This window comes from Epilithonimonas pallida (genome assembly GCF_900182975.1).
In the GTDB taxonomy this organism is placed as follows: Bacteria; Bacteroidota; Bacteroidia; order Flavobacteriales; family Weeksellaceae; genus Epilithonimonas; species Epilithonimonas pallida.
Genome location: NZ_FXUO01000004.1, coordinates 229,746 through 254,020, shown reverse-complemented (window position 1 = coordinate 254,020; position 24,275 = coordinate 229,746). Strand labels below are relative to the sequence as shown.

Below are 24,275 nucleotides of genomic sequence, written 5' to 3'. Positions count from 1 at the left end.
CTGTAACTTTAATTTGGGTTATTCGCTAAGTGCTCCTTCGTATTTTTCAAGGTCTTTTTTACCACTTACTTTTTCTTGCAGATACATAAACACAGCAAATAAAATCGGGATAAAGAACACGCCAAAAATAGTTCCGAACAACATTCCTCCAATGGCTCCAATACCAATCGATTGGTTACCTACTGCTCCGGCTCCCGTTGAAATCGCTAACGGAATCAAACCGAAAATGAAAGCAAATGATGTCATCAGAATTGGGCGAATCCTTTGTTTTGCGCCGCTAATAGCAGCGTGACCTATTGAGTAACCTTTTTTCCTTGCATCTAAAGCAAACTCTACAATCAGGATCGCATTCTTCGCCAAGAGTCCAATCAACATAATGAGTGAAATCTGAGTATAAATATTATTAGAGCCTCCAATCCATGCGCTAAACATCATTACTCCTGCCAAACCGACAGGTAGTGATAGCATTACCGCAAATGGTAACAAATAACTTTCGTATTGTGCAGCCAGAAGAAAATAAACAAATACACAGCAAAGAATAAAAATAAATACCGTTTGGCTTCCCGCGCTAACTTCTTCCCTTGTCAAACCGGAATATTCGTAACCGTAACCCTGAGGGAGCGTTTGACCCGCAACTTCCTGAACGGCATTAATTGCATCTCCCGAAGAGAATCCCGGATTTGGTGTTCCATTGACGGAAATTGCTGTAAATAAGTTGAAACGCCCAATTGCCTGAGGTCCGTAAACTCTTTTTGCCGTTATAAATCTGCTAAGCGGCGCCATTTCCCCACTTGCATTTCTTACCTTAATCATATTGAAACTCTCCAAGTTCTCTCTAGCTTCATAAGGCGCCTGATAAATCACACGATATTGTTTCCCGAACAAGTTGATGTTGGACGAATATACTCCACCATAATAACCCTGCATCGTACTCAAAATATCGGACACCGAGAAACCGGCAGCTTTTGTAGCAGGAATATCAATATCAATCATGTATTGAGGATAATTCGGGTTGAAAGAAGTGAATGTTTTCTGGATTTCCGGGCGTTGGTTCATTTTATCAATGAAATCATTAGTCACCTTATTAAGATCGCTCACACTTCCTCCTTTCTGATCCTGTATCTGCAATTCGAAACCGGCAGCATTACCAAACCCTTGCAAAGTCGGTCTTCCGAAGAATGTCATTTTTGCATCTTTGATTCCGGCTGTTTCCTTGTACATTTTTGCAACGAACGATTGTAGATCCTCACCTTTTTTGGTCCTGTCTTTCCAGTCTTTCAGTTTTACAATCAACATCCCATTATTAGACCCTGTTCCACTAATCATTCCTCTTCCTGAAACTTTGAAAACGTGAAGAACTTCGGGTTGCTTCTCAACAATTTTTTCAACTTTGGCAAGAACTTCTTTCGTTCTATTTTCGTTGGAACCAATCGGAAGCGAAATATCCATAAAAATCCCGCCCATATCTTCACTAGGAACGAAAGACTTAGGTGTCGTATTCATTAACCAGACAAAGATTCCGGCAAAAACTGCAAGTCCGGCAAATGCCATCCATTTTTTTCTCAGTAAAAATAAAACACCTCGTGAGTATCGTTTTACAAAAGCATCGAAAATGATATTGAAGTTTGTGAAAAATCTCTGTATAAAATTCTTTTGCTTTTCTTCATGGGAATGAGGTTTCAGGAAAATTGCACATAATGCAGGACTCAGTGTCAATGCATTAACGGCAGATAATACAATCGATATCGCTAATGTCAACCCAAACTGTTTATAGAAAACTCCTGCGGAACCGGTAATGAAACTCACAGGAATAAAAACCGCAGCCATTACTAATGTTATACTGATAATCGCTCCACTGATCTCATCCATTGCATTCACCGATGCTTTTAAAGGAGATTTTTCACCTTGCTCCAGTTTACTATGGACTGCTTCTACAACTACAATTGCATCATCCACAACAATTCCCACCGCCAAAATCAATGCAAAAAGCGTCAAGAGGTTTATTGTAAATCCAAATATACTCAGGAAGAAAAACGTACCAACAATTGCAACCGGAACCGAAATCGCAGGAATCAATGTCGAACGCCAATCCTGTAAGAATAAGAAAACAACAATAAATACAAGAATGAATGCTTCAAATAATGTATGGATAACTTTTTCTATAGAAGCATCCAAAAAATCATTTGCGTTAACAAGTGCCACATACTTTACACCTTTTGGAAAAGATTCTTGAGCCTTATCCAAAACCGCAATCGATTGATTGATTACATCCTGGGCATTGGAACCAGCAGTCTGCGCAACAGCCATACCAATGGCAGGATGTCCATCCGTAACACTGCTACCTGTGTAATCCTGCGCACCAAGCTCCACCTTTGCAACATCTTTCAGCCTTAAAATCTGACCGTTTTCTGTTGCCTTAATAACAATATTATCAAATTCAGGAATCTCGGTCAGTCTTCCTTTGTATTTCAATGTATAACGGAAGGCCTGATTACTTTCGTCACCTAAACTTCCGGGAGCGGCTTCGATATTCTGTTCAGCTAAAACCGCCCTGATATCAGAAGGAACTAATCCGTAAGAAGCCATTTTGTTCGGATCCAGCCAGATTCTCATCGAGTAATCTTTGGTACCGAAAACCATTACATCACCAACTCCTGTTACCCTTTTAACCTGCGGAATGATATTAATATTGGCATAGTTTTGCAGGAATGTCATATCGAATTCCGGATTCTCACTATAAAGCGAAAAAATTAAAACATTGGAACTCTGTCTTTTGGTAGTTGTAACTCCGGCCTGTGTAACTTCGGCAGGTAACAATGGCGTTGCTCTGGAAACCCTGTTCTGGACATTAACGGCTGCAATATCCGGATTAACACCCTGTTTGAAATACACTGTAACAGATCCGGTTCCATCATTGGTTGCGGTAGATGTCATATACGTCATCCCTTCTACCCCATTGATCTGCTCCTCTAACGGAACAATAACACTTTTTAGAATGACATCAGCGTTAGCACCCTGATAACTTGCACTTACAACGACCGTTGGCGGGGCAATATCGGGATATTGAGAAACCGGTAAAGTCACAATTCCCAAAACACCGAGAATCACAATGATAATGGAAATTACGGTGGATAATACCGGGCGTTCTATAAATTTTTTAAACATAAATTTTTGGCTAGAAGAAAAAGATGAAAGAGAAAAGATTTAAACAGAATCTAATTCTATCTATCTTTCAAATTAATACTAATATTATTTTTTGTTGATGACATTTTGTAAAGTCGTTTCCTTTGGAACAACCTGAGTATCATCTTTCAAAAGACCAATACCTTCAACTACGACTTTATCACCTTGCTTAAGACCAGAAGTTACAGCATAAGTCAATCCGTCCGGAAGATTTTCAACTTTGATTTCCGTAGATTTTACTTTATTATCATTTCCGATGACATAAGTGAAAACCTTCCCTTGCAGTTCATATGTTGCAGATTGCGGAATTACAATGACATTTTCCAAGTTATTAGGTAACTGTACAGTCGCACTGTATCCGCTTCTCAAAATTCCTTTTGGGTTTGCAAATGTTGCCCGCATAGAAAAAGAACCAGTATTGGGGTCAACCAAACCACTGATAGATTCTATTTTTCCTTTTTCGTCATACTTGCTCCCGTCAGATAAAATCAAATCAACCAAAGGTGAATTATTAATTTTTTCCTGAATTGTTGCTCCTGTTGAATGTTTAAAAAAATCAAGCTGCTGTTTTTCATTAATTGAAAAATAAGCAAATATCTTGGAAATATTGGAAACTGTCGTCAAAGGTTGTGCAGTAGCACTGCTGATATAACTGCCAGCTTTATAAGGAAGCGTACCGATAACGCCATTCACAGGGCTGTATAGTCTGGTATAACCTTGATTCACTTGTGCATTGGTCAATTGTGCTTGAGTCTCAGCCAAGGCCGCTTTTGCAGATTTAAGTGCTAGTTCAGCTGCCTGAAGTTCGTAAGCAGAAATAATTTTTTTATCTACCAAAGGTTTTGTTTTAGTGACCTGCATCTGGGCAGTGGCAACTTGTGCTTTTGCACTATTCACAGTCGCCTGCGCAGCTAAAACGGATTGCTCGTATTGAGGATTTCTTATAAGAAACAAAAGCTGTCCTTTACTCACCTGACTACCTTCATCTACATAGATTTTTTCAACAAATCCGTCAATCTTTGGACGGATCTCTACATTTTGTATACCTTCTAATCTTGCTGGATATTGGGTAAGATTTTCTGCAGATCCACTTTTCGCAACAATATACTGATATGGTTGTGGTGGCAATTCTTTTTTGCTGTCTTTATTTTCTGACTTTGAACAAGACGTCAAAAGACCTAAAACAACAAAAAAGCTTAGCGCGATATTCCTCATAAATACTATTTTTTAGATATGTTTTTCAAACAAACGTTCAAATTTATTGATTAATTATGCATTCCACAAAATGTACCAATTAATAAAATTAATCAAATATAATCAACAAAAACTATTATTATTGAAAACCAAATAGTTAATAATTATTTTTAAAGAATATTTAACACAAACCTATCAAACAAATGTTTGAAAAAAATGTCTAGTTTTATAAGTACTTTAATGTAATCATTTTATATTTTCATTAAATTTAACAATAATATATTTTTCAAATTTTACACTTAAGAATGAAAAACACTGTACTAATATTAATAACATCAATCCTATTGAGTTGTAAATCTCAGAGCAAAAATACAGGAAATGAAATATACGTTTTATTCATTGGAAATAGTTTAACCTATTTTCACAATATGCCACAAACTCTTCAGGAAATGATAAATGAGACTAATCCTAATATTAAAATTGAACAAAGTACATTTCCCGGAATGCCTCTAAATGGACATCTGTCAGAAATAATTACCTCTCGCACCGAAAACGAAATTAGTACAAGAAATAAAAAAGAAAGTGAAAAAACTGAAACAGAAAAAAAAATTGCGGAAAAAAAGTGGGATATTATTGTTTTACAAACAGGTTCAGTAAGTGTTTTGATACCCGAAAACCGTGAGTTTAAAATAAACAAAGCAATTTCTGATATAAAAAAGATAGTTGCTAATCCCAGATGTAAATTCATACTTTTCAATACCTGGCCTTCTAAAGATAGATATCCTAAAGAGTATTGCTATCCTGCGATACTTATTGACAAATCTATAGAAAAGTCAAAATGCTGCTCCCCAATTATGGAAAATTTAAGGCAAGAAGTAAATGTTATCAACAAATCATACGAAACACTTGCAAAAGATAACAATCTTGTCAAATCCTCAAATGGAACAAAATTCTTTGAAGTCATAACAAAATATCCTGAAATTGAACTTTACGACGATGATAGTCATCCTAGTAAATATGGCTCTTTTTTGAATGCTTGCATATTTTACCAAATGCTGACCGGGAAAAAAGCATCCGAGTTAACTTTCAATGGAGAAATAGAACCAGAAAAAGCGAAATTATTAAAATATATTGCTGATAAATAATTTAATGCAAATTTAATTTTTTCTCACAACCGGTAAAATCTCATTTTTATTAAGACCAAATCTTTTGATATCAGCCTCGGAGAATTTTTGTGAATAGAAATTGATTTCAGTTTCAAAACCGACATCGTTTAAACGGTCAAAATAATCCATTCCGTACCAGCGAACGTGGTCATATTGTCCAAAATGTTTCTGACGCTCTTTTGGATCTGTGATGGTAAAATCTTCGTAAGTTTTTTCGAGGGAATTTTTCATCGGAACCTGAATTATTCCCCAGCCTTTTGGCTTCATTACACGATAAAGCTCAGACATTGCCTTTTTATCGTCAATAATATGTTCCAGAACGTGATTGCAAATAATGACATCAAAGCTGTTGTCCTCAAAAGGTAAATCCAGAATATCAGCCTTTACGTCCACAATCGGAGAAAATAAATCTGCAGAAGTGTAATCCAGATTATCCATTTTTTTGAATTTTCTTAAAAATTCCTGTTCGGGAGCAATATGAAGGACTTTTAGTTTTTCAGAAAAAAAATTGGTTTCATTCTGAAGATAAAGCCACAGTTGACGGTGTCTTTCTAAAGATAAAGTTCCGGGAGACAAAGCATTAGCCCGCTGTTTACCATAACCATAAGGCAAAAATTTGCGATAGGATCTGCCGTCAATGGGATCGTAAAAATTATTCCCTTTAAAAACCTGATATATGATCGGTCGTGCCAAAATGCTCAATTGTATAAGAGCAGGTCTTGGAATTGTATTCAGCAGAAATTTGGCTACTTTTTTCAAAACGGAATCGAAGTTAGCTTAATTAAAACTCAACCTGAAAAGCTTTTTCCTCATCAGATTTAATTCCTAAAGCATCATAAATGTACTGATAAGTTGAAAGTAAAACCGGTTTTCCGTTATAGATACAAACATCGTGTTCGAAATGCGCAGAAGGCTGATTGTCCAGAGTGGTCACAGTCCATCCGTCATTATGAAATTTTACTTTTTCCGTTCCAAGATTAATCATTGGCTCAATGGCAAGGCAAATCCCATCTTTGAGTACTTTCCCACTGCCAGGTTTTCCGTAATTCGGAACTTGTGGATCTTCGTGCATTTGTCTTCCAACACCATGTCCTACTAATTCGCGTACAACACCATAACCTTCTTTTTCGCAATGTTTCTGAATCGCATTAGAAATATCTCCAACACGTTTTCCTCTGACACATTGTTCGATGCCTTTGTATAATGATTCTTTTGTAACCCTTAACAGCTTCTTAATCTCATCAGAAACTTCACCAACTTCAAAAGTATAAGCATGATCTCCAACAAAGCCATTCCAAAAAACACCACAATCTACTGATAAAATTGTACCTTCTTTGATAGGCTCAGAATTTGGAATCCCATGAACAACCTGCTCATTCGGAGAGATACAAAGTGATGCCGGGAATCCGCCATAGCCTAAGAATGCAGGTTCTGCACCGTGGTCTTTGATAAAATCATATGCCAGTTTGTCAAGATGCAAAGTTGTAACGCCCGGCTTAATTTCTCCTGCCAACATTCCCAAAGTTTGTGAAACCAATCTTGCGCTTTGCTTCATCAATCGAAGCTCATCTATATTTTTAAGTTGAATCATTATTATATTTAGATGTTAGAAGTTAGGCTCTAGAATTTAGATAAAATAGAAATCTAATTTCTAACATCTAATCTCTAATTCTTATTCTGTTTACCAGAATAATCCTCTTTTCTTTTCTTTTTTCATTTTGGAGTAAGCGTGAACTTCACCTCCTGCTACTTGGAATTCGATTCTTTCATTAATAATCTGATAAATTTCTCCCCAACCCGGGAATCCACCAAGATTTCTGTCATCAATGAATAGATCTGCATCAATTTTTCTAGACTGGGTTTCCGAATCGAAAATCTCACCTTCAAAACTTGAATTAACAGCATAAAATTCGATGCCGTTTTTTCTACAGAATTCTACAGCTTCTTCCAAAGTTTTACCATGACGGTAAGTCCAGAGAATCAATCTGTAACCTTCTCCCTGAAGTTTCTTCAAAGTCTCAAAAGCAAATGTTTTAGCCTTTCCAATTCCTGGATAAGCATCATCTACAATCGTTCCGTCAAAATCGATAGCTAGTTTTTTATTACTTTTTATCATCTGGTTTTATATAAAAATATCCGCAAATATACAAAATATTAAAATGTGATTTCTTGATATTTTTTACAAAAAAATGCACCATTTTTGGTGCATCAGATAATTATTTAACTCTTAACCCATTTGAAACTGTAAGGTAACTGTGGTGTTGCTATTCTGTCTGAGATTCTCTGTAGCCTGTCCGGTAATTTCATCAGATAATCTCTCGCACGTTCTGCTTTATCATTCAGGTTTTTCATGCCTTCGATTTTCCACTCATCCAAGAGATCTTTCAGAATATTGATATAATCTTGTCCTGTATACACCATTGCACGCTGTGCTGCATCAGAAAAATGTTCCCAAAGTTCGCCGGCTTTCTGCCCGGATTCTCTTAAAAGATGCGCCGGCATTACGATCTTTCTTCTCATCATATCTTCGAAGGCAAGCATCATTCCGCTGGCATCCATTTCAAAAATTCTGGACGAAAAATCTTTGTAAGCTTTGGCATGTCTGGCTTCATCAGCGGCAATGACACCACACATCTGTGCCAACTTTTTATTACCGGATTGTTTAGCTAAAGTTCCTACTCTTCTGTGAGAAATATTAGTTGCGGTTTCCTGGAAACTGGTATAAACAAAATTCTTGTAAGGATCTGAGCTGGTTCCGATGTCAAAACCGTCATTTATCAAATGATGCGTGGTGATTTCCATTTCACGCATATTGACGCGTCCGCATAAGTAAAGATATTTTCCCAAAAGATCACCGTGCCTGTTTTCCTCAGCTGTCCAGGCTCTCACCCACTGTGTCCAGCCGGTTCTTTTCTCCTGGTCCACACCTTCCAGTCCCATCAACCAGGATTCATACGTTGGTAAAGCTTCCTCCGTAATACAATCTCCGATAAGTGTGACGAAAAGGTCATAGGGCATCTCTCTGGCAAAAGTCTGAAGTTCTTCGATTTCGTATTTGAAATTTTCGCTCGAACTGTCCGGAAGAAAATCGGACGGCTGCCATATTTTATCTATTGGAGTAAGATATGAGCTGATAAATTCGTCCATATTTTGCTCCAAAGTCTTCATTACCTCTAGCTGTAATTCTTTCTCGTGCATCAATTAATAATAATTTAAAGCCGTAAAGATACAATAAATTAAAATTATTCATCGCATAACTTATTGAACTTTAACATACAATAAGACCTGAACACATCATTCAGGTCTTAAATATTTGATATTCTAACTATTATTATTTTTTGATGACTCTGAAAGTTTTTGATTCACCATTTTCAGAAATCGTACTGACAAAATAAACACCTTTTGACAACCCCGAAACTTCAACTTTGTTATCCTGAAGGTTAGTTATTGTTTTCACAATCTGACCAGCAGGATTATAAATAATCACTTTGGAAATCGACTGATTTGAACTGATGTTAAGTATATCCGAAACCGGATTCGGGTAAACAGAAATATCACTTTTCTTTACATCTCCAACACTAAGATAAGGATTCGTAAAGCCTGAAACCTCGAAGACATAATTATAACCCGGATTTGACTCCCAGCTTTCTCCACCATCAAATGAAACAACAGAATCCAGATCATTACCGGCATTGGGCGTCACTTCCCAACGTTGATAATCTGTGAACGGAAACGGTGCTGCAATCACTTCTATAAAATACCTTCCCGGCAATAACTCAACAGGTTGATTCCAATTAAATTCCACATCTGCAGCCACAACGTCCAGCGGAAATCCTGCAACCGGGTGATACCCATAGAAATTCTCAGTGGTCGCCCCAACATTTTCAAATGTATGAAGAATCTCGCCTGGCAAATCATTTTCAGACTTACGGATATTGATTGTTGCATACTTGATATTCCCAAGTTGTAATGTGGAAATTTTGAATTTTGTAAAAATAAATTTCTGTCCTTCCGGAACTACAAAATCATCTGCCAACGATGTCCAGACCATATGAACGCCGCCCTCGTGGGAATCTCCCGGATTACCTGTTGAGAAAGGTGTTCCTGTTGGCTGCTCTTCGCCTGTATCGTTACAGTTTCCAACAAGCTCGAAAACATGATCATAATAAGAGAACCCTCCAAACCAAGGATCACTGTCAAATTTTGTAAAATCGAAACGACCTAATTTTCTTGTAGTTTCTTTATTGATTTCCCAAAACACTGATGTTCCGTCTGCTAAAGCAGCTTTTAACTGGATATAATATTTTCCTTTTGGCAAATCAAAAGAAGTAGGAAAATCGATGCTGATTTTATAAACATCAACGTCTTCCACAGTCGAATTGTACTCTAAAACTTGAGATATAGGAATCAAATTTGTGAAAGTGTGAATCACATCACCGGGCATTCCCTGATTTTCCTTCATAATATAAACATTGACGTAGCTCACGGGTGATGTACCTTTCATCACATTAAAAGACAATTGTTTCGCTGTCAAAATTTTTCCGGAAACAACGTCAAAATCTGTTGCTGCGCTATAATCAAAATTGCCTCCCGTCGTGATATTCTCGCCATTAGAAGTCCGGTCTGATATCACACTGTAATTGCAATCTGAACCTGTCTGACCAAATCCCAAAATTCCGGATAAAGCCAAAACCAAAAGTAAGTTTCTTTTCATTTTAATCTTCAAAATATTATTTGATGCTAAACTATGGCACAACATCGGCAAATCCAATTATAATACTTTTGAAATCCCTGATTTTTAAAACAGAAAAATCAAATCAAAATACTGGTTACCAATACATTAAAATTTAAAATATGCCTATTGCGAAGATTGGCTTTTAGAAGCTTCGCGAATAAAAACTGAGGGCGAAATGCCAGTAATATTTCGGAAAACGGTCGCAAAAGAACTGTGCGAAGTGAAACCGCTTTCTTCGGCGAGATAACTGATTTTGTAATTCTGATACTCTTTATGATTATAAATTTTCTGGCAGATATAGGCAATTCTCAGCTCATTAATGTAAGTGTTGAAATTCTTGCCTTTGTATTTATTAATCACTTCGGAAAGATAGCTCGTGTTGGTTTTCAACTGAAGCGCAAGGCTTGCAATCGTTAATTTTGAATTGGTAAATTTTTGCGATTCTTCAAACTTTTGGAGTTTCTCCAGCAAATCCTTTTCGACAGGATTAGGAATCTGAATCATTGATTCTTTTTGAATTTCCACAGTGGACTCCGGAAGATTGTCTTCGACTAGATTTTTATCAGATTCCAATTTTTCAATGATGTTTTCGAAAACTTTCCTTTCCTTTTTTCGTCGGTAAAGCAAAAAGATAATTGCTAAAGCCAGAATCAAAACGAAGATTGTCGCAATGATCACAACACTTTTCCTGGAACTGTCCGCATCGGAAATCGCTTCCTTATAATCTTTCTGCTCAGCATTAATAGCGGAAGAAATGGCCTTCATTTCACTTTCCTTAATCGCCCGGCTCAGCGTGATGTATTGTTCGTTATAAAACGAATATTGCTTCTGGTCATTCAGCGCTTTGTAATCCTGAGAAAGATTATAATAAATGTCGGAAAGCAAACGCGTATCCAGATCATTCTTATGCTTAAGTACAATCTTCAAAGTATCAATTGCTCTTTGATAATCTTTCCTTTCCGCATAAACTTGTGACAAAGCGTTATAAATGAAATAATTAATTTCCCGGTTGTAATTACTCTTGATTAATAAAGCTTTATTCAGATAGATTTCTGCAGAATCATTTTTGAGATAGTAGTAAGAATTGCCGATATTATAGAGCGAACGCCTGTGATGATAAATCGCCTGGTCGTCAGGATTTTTCATCAGTTCAATTTCTTTAAGCGATTTTTTATAAAATTCACTGGCTTTTTGATAATTTTCTTCGTCAAACTCGATATTACCGATTTCCAGATAAGACAAGGTTTTCAGCAGTTTTTTCTTATCGCTTTCAGGTAACTTGTTGATTTGTTTTATGGCATTATCGAGATAGAATTTTGCTTTATCATTCAGATTCAATTGGACATATTGATGAGCGATTGAACCGTTCATCCTGGCAATCAAAGCATAATCATCGGTTTTTTCTGCATATTCTTTAGCTTTGAAAAGTAATTCCGTCGATTTTTTAAGATCATTCTTTTTAAAATACGATATCGCTAAAGAAGCTAGCTCTTCACTTTTCTTAGTATTGTAATCAGTATCATCAGGCAAAATATTTTGTCCAAAAACAAGATTTACAATCAAAATACAACAGAAAAGCAGTCTGCCAGTCATAATTATTTATGAATTAATAAAACGAATTTACACCAAAAATTAAAAAAGCCGGTAAAAAACCGACTTTCAATTTTTATTTATATCAGGCTTTAGTTAGCCAAAACATTTCCTGTCATTTCTTCGGGAATATCAACACCCATTACTTTCAGAATAGTTGGTGCGACATCGCCTAATTTTCCCGGTGTCAGATTCCAGGTGTGGTCTTTATCCATCACAATGAAAGGAACAAGGTTTGTTGAATGCTGCGTGTTTGGACTTCCGTCCGGATTGATCATTACATCAGAGTTACCGTGATCTGCCAAAATGAAAACCGCATAGCCGTGCTCATAAGCCGTTGTTGCAACTTTCTGGATGCATTCGTCCACCACTTCTGCTGCTTTCACCGCCGCTGAGAAAACGCCGGTGTGACCAACCATATCTGTGTTTGCAAAGTTAAGACAGATAAAATCCGCAGATTCTTTCTCCAGTTCCGGGACAATGGTATTCGTGATGTCATAAGCAGACATTTCAGGTTTCAGATCGTAGGTCGGAACATCTTTCGGGCTTGGGCAAAGCAAACGTCTTTCCTGAACGAATTCTGCTTCGCGACCACCTGAGAAAAAGAACGTTACGTGTGGATATTTTTCCGTTTCAGCAATTCTGATTTGGGATTTACCAGCCGCTTCCAAAACTTCGCCCATTGTTTTCTGAAGAACATTTTCATCAAAAACAACTCTTACATTCTGGAATGTCTTATCGTAGTTTGTCAAAGTCACATAATATAGATCCAGCTTCTTCATTCCATATTCCGGGAAATCCTGCTGAGAAAGTACTTCTGTAATCTCGCGACCTCTGTCTGTACGGAAATTGAAACAAATGACAACATCGTGGTCTTCGATCTTCGCAATAGGGAAATGATTCTGAACTCCGACAATAGGCTTGATGAATTCATCCGTCACATCTTCGTTGTAAGACTCCTGAATCGCCTGAACAAAATCCTTGGTTTCTTTCCCAACGCCATTTACCAGAAGATCGTAGGCCAGCTTTACACGTTCCCAACGTTTGTCTCTGTCCATAGCATAATAACGGCCGATAACTGAAGCCAGTTTTCCTGTAGTGGACTTCATATGATTTAATAAATCTCCTATAAAACCTTTTCCTGACTTTGGATCACAGTCACGGCCATCTGTAAAAGCATGAACATAAACCTTGTCCGTAAATCCAAATTCGTGAGCCGCCGTCAGCAATCCTTTAAGGTGGTTGATATGGGAATGCACACCGCCATCAGAAACCAGACCGATGAAATGTACTTTTTTGTTGTTCGCTTTGGCATATTCAAAGGCTTGTTGGATCACAGGTTCTTTTCCAAGGCTTCCGTTTTCCACAGCCATATTCAGTTTTACAAGATTTTGGTAGACTACACGACCAGCACCCAAATTCATATGCCCTACTTCCGAGTTCCCCATTTGTCCGGCCGGCAATCCAACCGCTAATCCGCTCGCTTCAAGTGTTGTATTGGGAAAAGTTTTCAAGGCATAATCCATAAAAGGCGTTTTGGCCTGAGCAATGGCTGAAACAGCAGGATTTGGCCCGATTCCCCAGCCATCTAATATTGCAAGAATTGCTTTTTTTGACATTGTTGATTTTGTTTTGTTATTACAAATTTACGAAATGGAAAATTTAATTCATTAGAACCCTTAGATATTTTAAATCATATATAATTTTCAGAATTATTATTTATAATGACTTTATCCACTGTTTCAGGATCTAATGATATATATCCAGCATATGGTGTTCCCGTTTTTATAGAAAGAATATTATTATTTATTATTCCTGACACAAGAAAATTATTATTATTTGAAACTAAAATCACAGGTTCTGATTCAGCTGTATACAAATGACAATTATTAATAGTAAAGAATTTGGAATTATTGACTCTAATACCTTGATGTGACTTAATATTAGTCAAAAAAGCATGATAGGAATTTAAAAATATCCTACCAAATTCCCCACCTGAAATAAGAATTTTTGAATCTATTTCTGAATAAGAAAATACTGATTCCCCGGATATATTACAATTATTAATACCAACATCAAAAATTTTATTATTAAATAATAAATCTTCCTTAAAGCTACAGTTATTGAAAGTTATTTTTTTATAATAGATTATTGTATTGAAGTTTTTAAATGAAGAGTTTTCAAGTAAAATCTCCGATAATGGATTATTATCTATAGGAATAAAATCAATATTTGATTCTTGAGCATTAATTTTATTTAAGATTACTTCATCGATCACATAAAATTCAAAATTACCTTCTTCAACAGTTGTATTATTCAATGTGACTTTACAAATAGGAAAATCATTATGTTCTAGTAACACACCATAATAAATAGGGTTCTTCTTAAATTTTCCTTTTATACTAACTTTATCAATTAATACATTATAGTTCCTTTTAACAAAATCTTTAGCGTTACTAAAACTTCCTCTAATACCTTTATTTAATAATGGTTTATCACTATTACATATAATGTTTAAATTATTTAAATATAAATTTGTATTAAAAATATTAAGTGCAGAGCTGTCGAAAGTTACATATTGTCCCGGGGCAGTATAGAAAATATTATCTCTAGGACTTCTTTCAGATATATTTATGTAAAGATTATTCACATAAGCATTTGTAGTAGCTTCAAAAAACATTGCTCCACTTGGATTATTGGATTCAAATTTTTCACTATTGTTTGTAACATGAATGTTATTAGCGAAAAAGGCTGTATTCCTATCAGAACAGATAGCTGACGCCCCATAATTTTCTACTTTTATATTCTCTATATAGTATTCTCCAAAAGTTACGATTGCTCCATAAGACCATTGTGGAAGCCCTTTAGATTCATCTCTACTAATTGGAGTAGAGCTACTAGAACTATCAAGAGTTTCTATAATATAATCTGCTAAATATCCACAATCTTTAATGCCGACATTCGACACAAACGTTCTACCTCCTTTATTAATAGAATGATAAATATGAAATGGCTTCATAGAAATATTTTCAAAATATGAATTTTCTATCCTTACTGTTCCATAAGTTTCTATAGTGATTGCAGACATTGCATGAATATTTATAGCTTTAAAATTGTTAATCTCAGCAGATGCAGATGTATTTTGAAATTGTGAAAAAAAGAAAATATCACCAAAATTTGGTTCTATAGAAGGTATTTCGCGATCCCCTTCTCCTCTTACCCAAGTTTCTGTACCAATCTTATACGTTCCCCTTCCTCCATCAATAGATATATTTTCAAATGTGATGTTTCCATTGACATTGATTTTCCAGCCGCCAAAAGTAATATAGTCATAGTTATTACTTAGCTTAAAATTAAAATTAACGAAAGCAAAATTATCAAAGCTATAATCACACGTTACAATTCTAGTTAATAATGAATAAGTAAGTTTTTGACCATCAATAATAAATCCATGAGATGAGATTTGCATCATTTTTAAAATCACAGAAGCATCATTATTTATACCATCACAAAATGGATTAAATATTTTCGCATTTAAGATGTTATTATCTAAAACTCTTTTGTATAAATCACTTCCTTTTTTCCTGTATATAATCCCGTCTTCTTGTATACTTGAACTATTTAGTTTCTCAAAATTTACGTTTTCTAAAGAATAGCTATCAATTAACTGAACCAAATCATTGCTTGGATATAAACTTCCAATTGCGAAAAAATCTTCTGTGTAAATCATAAATATATTATTGTTTATTAGTTTTATAAACTTACAAAATTAACTTCAAAACAATTTCTCAACTTATTTTTTGCAGATTGATAAATATGATTAACTTTAGAGCCCTTTTTTAAAAAATTAAAATGGACTTAAGAGACCAGTTGAAAAACCTTTTCCCTGACCACGAAGAGCAGGATTTTGAAATGCCGAAAGAAGTGTTCAAACAGAAAGAACCTTTGGTCTGCAAATTCGAAAAGAAAGGCCGGAACGGAAAACCGGTAACTTTGATAGAAGGTTGGGAAGGCGATGATGAAGGATTGAAAGAGATTTCGAAAAAAATCAAAACAACACTTGGAATTGGTGGCTCGGAAAAAGACGGCATCATCATCATCCAGGGCGACAACCGTGACAAAATAATGAACATCCTAAAAGATATGGGATATAAGACCAAACGTGTCGGAGGATAAACAAAATGATGAATTATAGATTATAAATTTTAAATGATAAATGTTTCACTTAACCAAACACTCAGAAATTGTAATCTTTAATTTAAAATCTAAAATTTAAAATTATAATATAAATAATATGATAAACAAACTAGCAGCTTCTGAATTGGTTCTAAATGACGACGGAAGTGTTTACCACCTTAACCTTCTTCCGGAAGACCTTGCAGACAAAGTACTTCTTGTAGGCGATCCTGACAGAGTTCCGAAAGTTTCTAAATTCTTCGATACTATCGAAATTAAAAAGAACAAAAGAGAATTCTATACGCATACAGGAACTTTGCGTGGCGAGAGAATCACGGTAATGTCAACGGGAATCGGGACAGAAAACATTGATATCGTGATGAACGAATTGGATGCTTTGGTCAACATCGATTTGAAAGAAAAAGAATTCAAAAAAGAACATAAGTCGCTGGAGCTTTTCCGTATGGGAACTTGCGGCAGTGTGAATCCTGATATCGAAGTGAATAATATGCTGGTAACGGAAAACGTAGTAGGTCTGGATGGACTGATGCATTTTTATCAGGATTACAATTTTGAGAATGAATTCAGTAAGAATTTCCTTGAAAAATTCCCTTACGAGAGAATCAAGCCAATGTTATATTTCTCCAATTATGCAGAAGATATTGCAGATTATTATGCGGATGCTAAATATAAAGGCAACACAGCGACTTTCCCTGGATTCTATGCACCACAAGGCCGCCAGTTGAGACTGAAAGCTTTGGATGACCAATTCCTTGAAACATTGAATGATCTCGGTGTTTCCAACTTTGAAATGGAGACTTCGGCTATCTATGCATTATCAAAACTACTGGGTCATAAAGCAATCACTGTGAATTGCGTTATCGCTAACAGAAGACGTGGCGAATTTGCAAGCGACCATCACGCTTCTGAGAAAATGATGATAGAATGGGTACTTGACAGAATCATAAAATAACCATATCAGACTAATCAATGAAAAGCAATATTCAGATGAATATTGCTTTTTTGTTTTACTCAGTCCTTACAAAACAATTTTCTATATGGTCATCTACGATTCCCGTTGCCTGCAGATGGGAATAAATAACAGTTGAGCCCAGAAACTTAAAACCTCTTTTCTTCAAATCCTTGCTGATGGCATCAGACAACTCTGTCGTTGCAGGCGCTTCTGTGTGAACCTTCCATGTATTTACAATCCGGTTTCCATCTGTGAATGTTGAAATATAATTGTAAAAACTCCCGAATTCCTTCTGAAGTTCTATAAACTTTTGAGCATTGGAAATGGCCGCATTGATCTTCAATCGATTTCGAACGATTCCTGAGTCTTGCATTAATTCTTCGATTTTATCTTCTCCGTATTTCGCAATTTTCTTATAATTGAAGTCATCAAATGCTTTTCTGAATGTTTCTCTTTTTCTCAGAATCGTAATCCAGCTTAAACCTGCCTGGAAACTCTCGAGAATCAGAAACTCAAACATTGTAGCATCATCCGTCACCAATCTCCCCCATTCTTCATCGTGATATTTCTGGTATAACTCGTCGGTTCCGCACCACGCACATCTGATTTTTTCCATTGCTTTTAATTTTGATGTCAATTTAGTAAACATTATAAATTCAAAACAAAAGATTAACGTTCATTAAGACTTTGCGGCATTCTAATTGAATAATTGATTAACATCAAATCAAATTTTTCAATATTAACCCAAAAACAAAATATTATGAGTACGCACGACGAAAAATACAATGATGCAGAAAGAGCTGTTAACAAAACTGAAAATTCTTTAGAAAATGCAGCCGACACAGCTAAAAACAAAGTGAATGAATATGCAGACAGAGCGAGGAATTATATTGATGAACAAAAAAGAAAGAACGAAGAGCCGACGAGAGAAGGTTTCTTCGATAATCTAAAATCAAATCTTTCCGATGCTTGGGAAGATACCAAGGATTTTGCTGATAAAGCGTGGGAAACCACCAAAGACACAGCTTCTGATGCATGGGAAAAAACCAAAGATGCTGCAGAAGATGTAAAAGCTGAAGTAAGAAAAGCAACCAATTAGTTTTTAAGTTAGTAATAGTTTTTCACAACGAAAGGAGAAGATTTTTATAAGTCTTCTCCTTTTTATTTTATATTTGTCAATTATTATTACGTAATGAAAAAACGTCTTTTATTTGGTTTGTTTTTACTTGGATTTTTAGCAAATTCTCAAACATTCAATCAGGCTTACGCCGATGTCAGTAATCAGGTTTCCCAAACCAATATCAATACTTATCTGCAGGAATTTGAAGGCTTGGGTGTAAAAACCACGGGGTCTACCGCCAATAATAATGCTTATACCTGGCTCAGAAACAAATATATTTCTTTTGGTTACACCGATGCTGAAATCACAAAAGACACTTTCACTTACAACGGACAATCAACATCCAATATCATCGTTACAAAACAAGGAACCAAATATCCCAACACTTACGTTATTGTCTGCGGCCATTATGATACAATTACCGGAACCGGAACCAATGACAACGGAAGTGGTGTTTCTGTAATCCTGGAAGTTGCCAGACTTCTAAAAAATGTTTCAACGGATTATTCTATCAAATTCATCAATTTTTCCGGTGAAGAGCAAGGTTTACTAGGTTCCGCTCACTATGTTTCAAGTGTTGTGAATGCAACCAGTCCGAAAATGAGCATCCGGTTGGTTCTTAACATCGATGAAGTTGGTGGAGTGAAAGGAAAAACCAATGATACCATCACCTGCGAGAGAGACGAATCTAACAGTCCTAGTTCCAACAATTCGGCTTCCAATACTTATACACAACAATTGATGAATTGCGTGACTTTGTATTCGCCGCTGAAAACCAATCTAAGTTACGCTTATGCTTCAGATTATATGCCGTTCCAGGCCAACGGAGAAATCATCACCGGCTTATTTGAGTATAATGAAACGCCTTACGCCCATACTGTTAATGACAAATACATCAATCTGGATCCTGTTTATATCTACAACATAGCAAAAGCTACAACAGGAGCAGTTCAGCATTTTGCGGTTGCAGGTCAGACTTTGGATGTATGCACGCCCAGAGAAATCGCAATGAGCTTCAGATTCTACCCGAATCCGGCAAAAGATTATCTGCAATTGGAATTTCTAAACAGCAAAACCCAACGTTTCAGCTTTACCATTACAGATTTTGAAGGCAAAATCCTCAGCAAAACAGACAATCAGACCAGAATTGACATTTCTACAATTCCGAAAGGGATTTATTTAGGAACATTTAAAGTAGAAGATCAGCAGATTACCAAGAAATTGATTGTAGATTAATTATCATTCAGCAATTATAAATATAGGGGCAATCCCCTCGCCCAGGCATTTGCCACAGCTCGGGTCGCGCTATCCACTATTATCTTTTGTCTTGTTTTGCAAAACAAAACAAAAGGATAACCGTTTTTATCGCTATTGCGGAGGCTTGAACCATTAGCGAAAAAATTCGGCAGAGAATTTGCTATGAAGTTTTCGAAATTTGAAAAATAATCAACCGTAATTAATTCGTTTTACGAAATCTAAAATCACTATATTTGCGCCTATGCAGAAAATCTTAATAGTAGAAGACGAAAAAGCAATATCCGGAGTTCTACACAGTATTTTATCAGACGAGCTTCCTGACTACCAATTCGAAATTGCCGAAGACGGTTTGGAAGGATTCAAATTCATAGAAAAAGATGATTTTTCTCTAGTGATTTCTGATATCAAAATGCCAAAAATTTCCGGAACCGAACTTCTGAAACAAAGCCTCCAGCTAAAACCGGAGACAACATTTGTGATGATTTCCGGTCACGCAGATATTGATACTGCCGTTAGCTGTCTGAAAGAAGGAGCTTACGATTTCATCTCCAAACCTATTGACATCAACAGGCTGATAACAAGTGTAAAAAACGCATTAGACAAAGGCAATCTGCAAAAAGCAAATTCTAACCTGAAGCAGGAAAATTCTCAGCTCAAGAAAAAAGTCAACAAAAAATATCAGATGATTGGGGAATCCACTGCGCTTAAAAGAATCCAGGAAATCATCGATAAAGTGGCGCCTTCTGACGCAAGAGTGATGATCACCGGACCAAATGGTGCCGGTAAAGAATTGGTAGCGCACGCGATTCATTCGCAAAGCGAGCGTTCCAGAGGACCAATGGTTGAGGTGAATTGCGCTGCGATTCCGTCCGAACTGATTGAAAGCGAACTATTTGGACACGTAAAAGGTTCCTTCACGGGTGCCATCAAGGATAAATCCGGAAAATTTGAGCAAGCAAACGGCGGAACTATATTCCTTGATGAGATTGGAGATATGAGTTTAGTGGCTCAGGCTAAGGTATTAAGAGCTTTACAGGAAAACAAAGTTTCCCCTGTTGGAAGTGATAAGGAAATCAAAGTGGATGTACGGGTCATTGCAGCAACCAACAAAAATCTGGCTAAGGAAATTGAGCAGGGAAAATTCAGGGAAGATTTGTATCACAGGCTTTCTGTAATTGAAATCAACGTTCCGTCTTTGAACGACAGGAAAGAAGACATTCCTTTGTTAGTAGAATATTTCACGCAATTGATTGCGAACGAAAACGGAACTTCGGCAAAGAAATTTGATGAAAAATCTATCAAGGCTTTGCAGCAATTTGACTGGACAGGAAACATCAGAGAACTTAGAAATGTGGTGGAAAGATTAATCATCTTAGGTGCAGATCCTGTAACTGCTGACGACGTAGCTAATTTTGTAAAGAAATGAGATTAAATAAATAAAAATATTTAACCGTCTCGTTCTTTTCAACGAGACGGTTTTTTTTGAATAAAAATGAAAGGTTTGCGATTATGACTTTCTTTTAATAAAATTATATGAAATAAAATGAACTTTTTAAACAAACAATACACACAGGAAGGACTGAAGTTAGCACTTCCTGTAATGCTGACACAAGTTGGGCAAGTTTCTGTAAACCTGTTCGATAACATTATTGTTGGTAAACTTTTGGGCGCTCAGGCTTTGGCTTCTGTGTCTTTAGGAAATGCATTATTCTTTTCCATTTTCGTATTGGCATTAGGTTTTTCTTTCGCCATTCCGCCTTTGGTTTCGGAAGCTAATTCTCAGAAAAAACACGATGTGATCAATTCCGTTTTCAGACACGGATTTGTAATTAATTTGGGAATCGGAACATTACTGATGATTATTTTGTTATGTGGACTTCCATTGATTTATCATATGGATCAGCCTAAAGAAATTATCCCTAACACAATTAGTTTCCTTAGCATAATGGCATTTACGATGATCCCATTTATGATGTTCCAGACTTTGAGAGAAGTTTCGGAAGGTTTGTCGTTTACAATTGGAGTTACCAAAGCCACCATTATTGCAAACATAATTAATATCGTCCTGAACTATGTCTTCATAAAAGGGCTTTTCGGATTACCGGCAATGGGCGTTCAGGGTTCTGCATTAGCAACCTTGATTGCCAGAATATTTATGGTGGTTTTCTTGTATTTCGTTTTGGTAAAAGAGCCAAAAACAAGACGTTACATTAAAGAATTCTCTCTGAAAATCAGTCTTTTCACAAAGGAGATGTTCAACAAAATGTTCAAGCTTGGTTTGCCAACTGCTTTACAAATGTTTTTTGAAGTGACTGCTTTTGCTGCTGCTGCTTTCATTTGTGGAATGATAAGCTCTACGGATATTGCTTCGCATCAGATTGCGTTGTCTATGGCTTCGTTCACATTCAATCTTTGTATTGGGTTCAGTGTGGCTTCTACGGTTATGATTGGTAATAAAATGGGTATTAAAGACTTTGACGGATTGAGAAAAATCGGGATTAATAATTTCAAATTAACCTTGATCTATATGGGATTTTGTGGATTAATGTTTATTCTTTTCAGAAATGTCTTGCCTCATTTTTTCACAAAAGAAAGCGATGTTCTGGTCATCAATTTAGCTTCTAAATTAATGATTATTGCAGCTCTTTTTCAATTATCAGACGGAATCCAGGTAACAGCTTTAGGATGTCTGAGAGGAATCCAGGATGTGAAAATCCCGAGTGTCATTACATTCTTGGCTTATTGGGTTTTCACAATTCCGGTTGGTTATTTTCTTTGTGTTACTTTAAAAATGGGCGCTTTCGGGATGTGGATCGCCCTTGGTGTTGGTCTTACAATTTCAGCAGTTTTACTGGTAATTAGATTTTTGAGACTGAGCAAGAGGAAAGCTTTGGCTACAGCTAATTAATAATGAAAGAATTAACAATTAATTTAGCTGACTATTAAGCATTTTTGTCATTCCGTAGGAATCTCAGCAGTCTAGATTCCTACGGAATGACAAACTTTATGTAATAATTTTATTACATAAACCTATTTTAAATTTTTAAATTTGCAACACAAAATTTCGAAATGAATATTAAACAAAATATACAGTCAAAAATAACCGAAATCATTGCTAAACTCTACGGAATAGAAGGCGTAACGCTAGAAGTCCAGAAAAATAAAACCGAGTTTGAGGGAGATTTCACAATCGTTATTTTTCCTCTGGTGAAACAGGCGAAAAAAAGTCCGGATGTTATCGGAAACGAATTGGGCGAAGAAGTAAAAAATCAAATTGATTTTGTTGAAAACTTCAACGTGGTAAAGGGTTTTCTTAATTTGAAAATCAAAGACCAATTATTCGCTGAACAATTATCTGAAATCAGTAATGATTTTGATAACATAACGCCGAAAAATCAAACGGTAATGGTGGAATATTCTTCGCCAAACACCAACAAACCGCTCCATTTGGGACACATCAGAAATAATCTTCTCGGTTTTTCTGTCGCCGAAATCCTGAAAGCGGACGGTTATAAAGTGATTAAAACTCAAATCATCAACGACCGAGGAATCCACATCTGCAAATCGATGTTGGCTTGGGAAAAATTTGGAAACGGAGAAACTCCGGAATCTACAGGTTTGAAAGGCGATAAATTGGTCGGAAACTATTATGTAGAATTCGATAAATTGTATAAATCCGAAATCAAGGCAATGGTTGCTGACGGCATCGACGAAGAAACAGCGAAAAAACAAGCGCCATCTATCATCGAAGCTCAGGAAATGCTTTTGAAATGGGAACAAAACGACTCAGAAGTTCGCAAACTTTGGGAAATGATGAACGAATGGGTTTATGCAGGATTTAATCAAACTTACTCCAGATTGGGCGTTAATTTTGACCAAGTTCAGTATGAGAGCAATACTTATATTCTTGGAAAAGATTTGATTCAGAAAGGTTTGGAAGATGGGATTCTTTACAAAAAAGAGGACGGTTCTGTTTGGTGCGACCTGACAGACGAAGGACTTGACCAAAAACTGTTGCTGCGTTCTGACGGAACTTCGGTTTATATGACTCAGGATTTGGGAACAGCTGTGGAGCGTTTCAAAGATAATGATATTCAAAAACTGATTTATACGGTTGGAAATGAGCAGGATTATCACTTCCAGGTTCTTTTCAAAATTCTGAAAAAATTGGGTTACGAATGGGCTGACCAGCTTTTCCACTTATCTTACGGAATGGTAGAATTACCGGAAGGGAAAATGAAATCCCGTGAAGGAACAGTGGTTGACGCTGATGATTTGATTCAGGAAATGTACCAGACTGCGAAGGAAAAATCTCAGGAACTAGGCAAGTTGGAAAGTTTGAGTGATGAAGAAAAAGAGAAGTCTTATGAAACTGTTGGATTGGGTGCTTTGAAATATTTCATCCTGAAAGTGGATCCGAAGAAAAAAATGCTCTTCAATCCTGCAGAAAGTATTGACTTCAATGGAAATACAGGACCTTTCATTCAATACACTTATGCAAGAATCCAGTCACTTTTGGCTAAGGCAGATTATTCTGCAAAAGAAGATTTTGGGACATATCTTCCGAATGAAAACGAGAAGGATTTGATTATGCTTTTGTCCGAATCCAAAGATGTTGTGAGCAAAGCCGCAGATTCTCTAAGTCCAGCTTTAGTCGCTAATTACGTTTATGAATTGGTAAAAACTTACAACTCTTTCTATCAAAATAATCCTATCCTGAATCAGGATGATGAACAAGCGAAACAGTTCCGTCTTCAGTTGTCTGAATTGACCGGGAAAACGATTAAGAAATCATTATCCATGTTAGGAATTAATGTCGTAAACAGAATGTAAATTGTGCTTAGAAATAAATAAAAACTCTGCTTTTTCGGTGGAGTTTTT

The 24,275-nt window shown here is 36.2% G+C and carries 19 protein-coding genes; 8 read left to right on the top strand and 11 right to left on the bottom strand.

All coding sequences use genetic code 11. The features are described 5' to 3' along the window. Positions 1–18: 18 nt before the first annotated feature. Both QOL71_RS09495 and QOL71_RS09490 read right to left on the bottom strand, forming a co-directional pair. Positions 19–3,165 (bottom strand): efflux RND transporter permease subunit, encoded by a 3,147-nt coding sequence (locus QOL71_RS09495; protein WP_283416694.1) that lies wholly within the window; start codon positions 3,163–3,165, stop codon positions 19–21. 84 nt (positions 3,166–3,249) lie between these two features. Beyond that, positions 3,250–4,398: an efflux RND transporter periplasmic adaptor subunit gene (locus tag QOL71_RS09490; protein WP_283416693.1), complete on the bottom strand. Its 1,149-nt coding sequence runs from the start codon at positions 4,396–4,398 to the stop codon at positions 3,250–3,252. A gap of 284 nt (positions 4,399–4,682) precedes the next feature. On the opposite strand from QOL71_RS09490, the gene QOL71_RS09485 reads away from it, so the two are divergent. Next, positions 4,683–5,522: an SGNH/GDSL hydrolase family protein gene (locus tag QOL71_RS09485; protein WP_283416692.1), complete on the top strand. Its 840-nt coding sequence runs from the start codon at positions 4,683–4,685 to the stop codon at positions 5,520–5,522. A gap of 12 nt (positions 5,523–5,534) precedes the next feature. On the opposite strand, the gene QOL71_RS09480 is transcribed toward QOL71_RS09485, so the two are convergent. From QOL71_RS09480 to QOL71_RS09445, 8 genes are all read right to left on the bottom strand, one after another. After that, positions 5,535–6,302, bottom strand: a complete 768-nt coding sequence (locus tag QOL71_RS09480; protein ID WP_283416691.1) for a class I SAM-dependent methyltransferase — start codon at positions 6,300–6,302, stop codon at positions 5,535–5,537. A 22-nt stretch (positions 6,303–6,324) separates the two neighbouring features. Further along, positions 6,325–7,134 (bottom strand): type I methionyl aminopeptidase, encoded by an 810-nt coding sequence (gene map / locus QOL71_RS09475; protein WP_283416690.1) that lies wholly within the window; start codon positions 7,132–7,134, stop codon positions 6,325–6,327. Positions 7,135–7,224: 90 nt separating this feature from the next. Further along, entirely contained in the window at positions 7,225–7,656 is a 432-nt protein-coding gene (locus tag QOL71_RS09470; RefSeq protein ID WP_283416872.1) for a BT0820 family HAD-type phosphatase, read from the bottom strand. A gap of 107 nt (positions 7,657–7,763) precedes the next feature. Next, positions 7,764–8,741, bottom strand: coding sequence for an acyl-ACP desaturase (locus QOL71_RS09465; RefSeq protein ID WP_283416689.1), 978 nt, complete (start codon positions 8,739–8,741; stop codon positions 7,764–7,766). A gap of 133 nt (positions 8,742–8,874) precedes the next feature. Continuing rightward, entirely contained in the window at positions 8,875–10,257 is a 1,383-nt protein-coding gene (locus tag QOL71_RS09460; RefSeq protein ID WP_283416688.1) for a T9SS type A sorting domain-containing protein, read from the bottom strand. A 144-nt stretch (positions 10,258–10,401) separates the two neighbouring features. Then, the gene (locus QOL71_RS09455; RefSeq protein WP_283416687.1) at positions 10,402–11,871 is read right to left on the bottom strand and encodes a helix-turn-helix domain-containing protein; all 1,470 of its coding nucleotides are present in this window, start codon (positions 11,869–11,871) and stop codon (positions 10,402–10,404) included. An 89-nt stretch (positions 11,872–11,960) separates the two neighbouring features. Beyond that, positions 11,961–13,487 (bottom strand): 2,3-bisphosphoglycerate-independent phosphoglycerate mutase, encoded by a 1,527-nt coding sequence (gene gpmI / locus QOL71_RS09450; RefSeq protein WP_283416686.1) that lies wholly within the window; start codon positions 13,485–13,487, stop codon positions 11,961–11,963. Positions 13,488–13,561: 74 nt separating this feature from the next. After that, entirely contained in the window at positions 13,562–15,598 is a 2,037-nt protein-coding gene (locus QOL71_RS09445; RefSeq protein ID WP_283416685.1) for a hypothetical protein, read from the bottom strand. A gap of 122 nt (positions 15,599–15,720) precedes the next feature. Between QOL71_RS09445 and QOL71_RS09440 the strand changes: the two genes are divergently transcribed. Then, on the top strand, positions 15,721–16,044 hold the full coding sequence (locus QOL71_RS09440; protein ID WP_283416684.1) for a translation initiation factor: 324 nt from the start codon (positions 15,721–15,723) through the stop codon (positions 16,042–16,044). Between the two features lie 118 nt (positions 16,045–16,162). Beyond that, positions 16,163–17,017 carry a nucleoside phosphorylase gene (locus QOL71_RS09435; RefSeq protein ID WP_120214643.1) on the top strand — a complete coding sequence of 285 codons (855 nt, stop codon included), beginning with the start codon at positions 16,163–16,165 and terminating at the stop codon, positions 17,015–17,017. 55 nt (positions 17,018–17,072) lie between these two features. Here QOL71_RS09435 and QOL71_RS09430 read toward each other — a convergent pair whose 3' ends face one another. Next, the gene (locus QOL71_RS09430) at positions 17,073–17,633 is read right to left on the bottom strand and encodes a DNA-3-methyladenine glycosylase I (protein ID WP_283416683.1); all 561 of its coding nucleotides are present in this window, start codon (positions 17,631–17,633) and stop codon (positions 17,073–17,075) included. A gap of 144 nt (positions 17,634–17,777) precedes the next feature. On the opposite strand from QOL71_RS09430, the gene QOL71_RS09425 reads away from it, so the two are divergent. The 5 genes from QOL71_RS09425 to argS all read left to right on the top strand — a co-directional run bounded on the left by QOL71_RS09425 (position 17,778) and on the right by argS (position 24,227). Further along, positions 17,778–18,116 (top strand): hypothetical protein, encoded by a 339-nt coding sequence (locus QOL71_RS09425; protein ID WP_283416682.1) that lies wholly within the window; start codon positions 17,778–17,780, stop codon positions 18,114–18,116. A gap of 93 nt (positions 18,117–18,209) precedes the next feature. Beyond that, complete coding sequence (locus QOL71_RS09420) at positions 18,210–19,373, top strand: M28 family peptidase (protein WP_283416681.1); 1,164 nt, start codon at positions 18,210–18,212, stop codon at positions 19,371–19,373. A 262-nt stretch (positions 19,374–19,635) separates the two neighbouring features. After that, on the top strand, positions 19,636–20,820 hold the full coding sequence (locus QOL71_RS09415; protein WP_283416680.1) for a sigma-54-dependent transcriptional regulator: 1,185 nt from the start codon (positions 19,636–19,638) through the stop codon (positions 20,818–20,820). 117 nt (positions 20,821–20,937) lie between these two features. Next, complete coding sequence (locus QOL71_RS09410) at positions 20,938–22,302, top strand: MATE family efflux transporter (RefSeq protein WP_283416679.1); 1,365 nt, start codon at positions 20,938–20,940, stop codon at positions 22,300–22,302. 161 nt (positions 22,303–22,463) lie between these two features. After that, positions 22,464–24,227 (top strand): arginine--tRNA ligase, encoded by a 1,764-nt coding sequence (gene argS / locus QOL71_RS09405; protein ID WP_283416678.1) that lies wholly within the window; start codon positions 22,464–22,466, stop codon positions 24,225–24,227. Positions 24,228–24,275 lie beyond the last annotated feature (48 nt).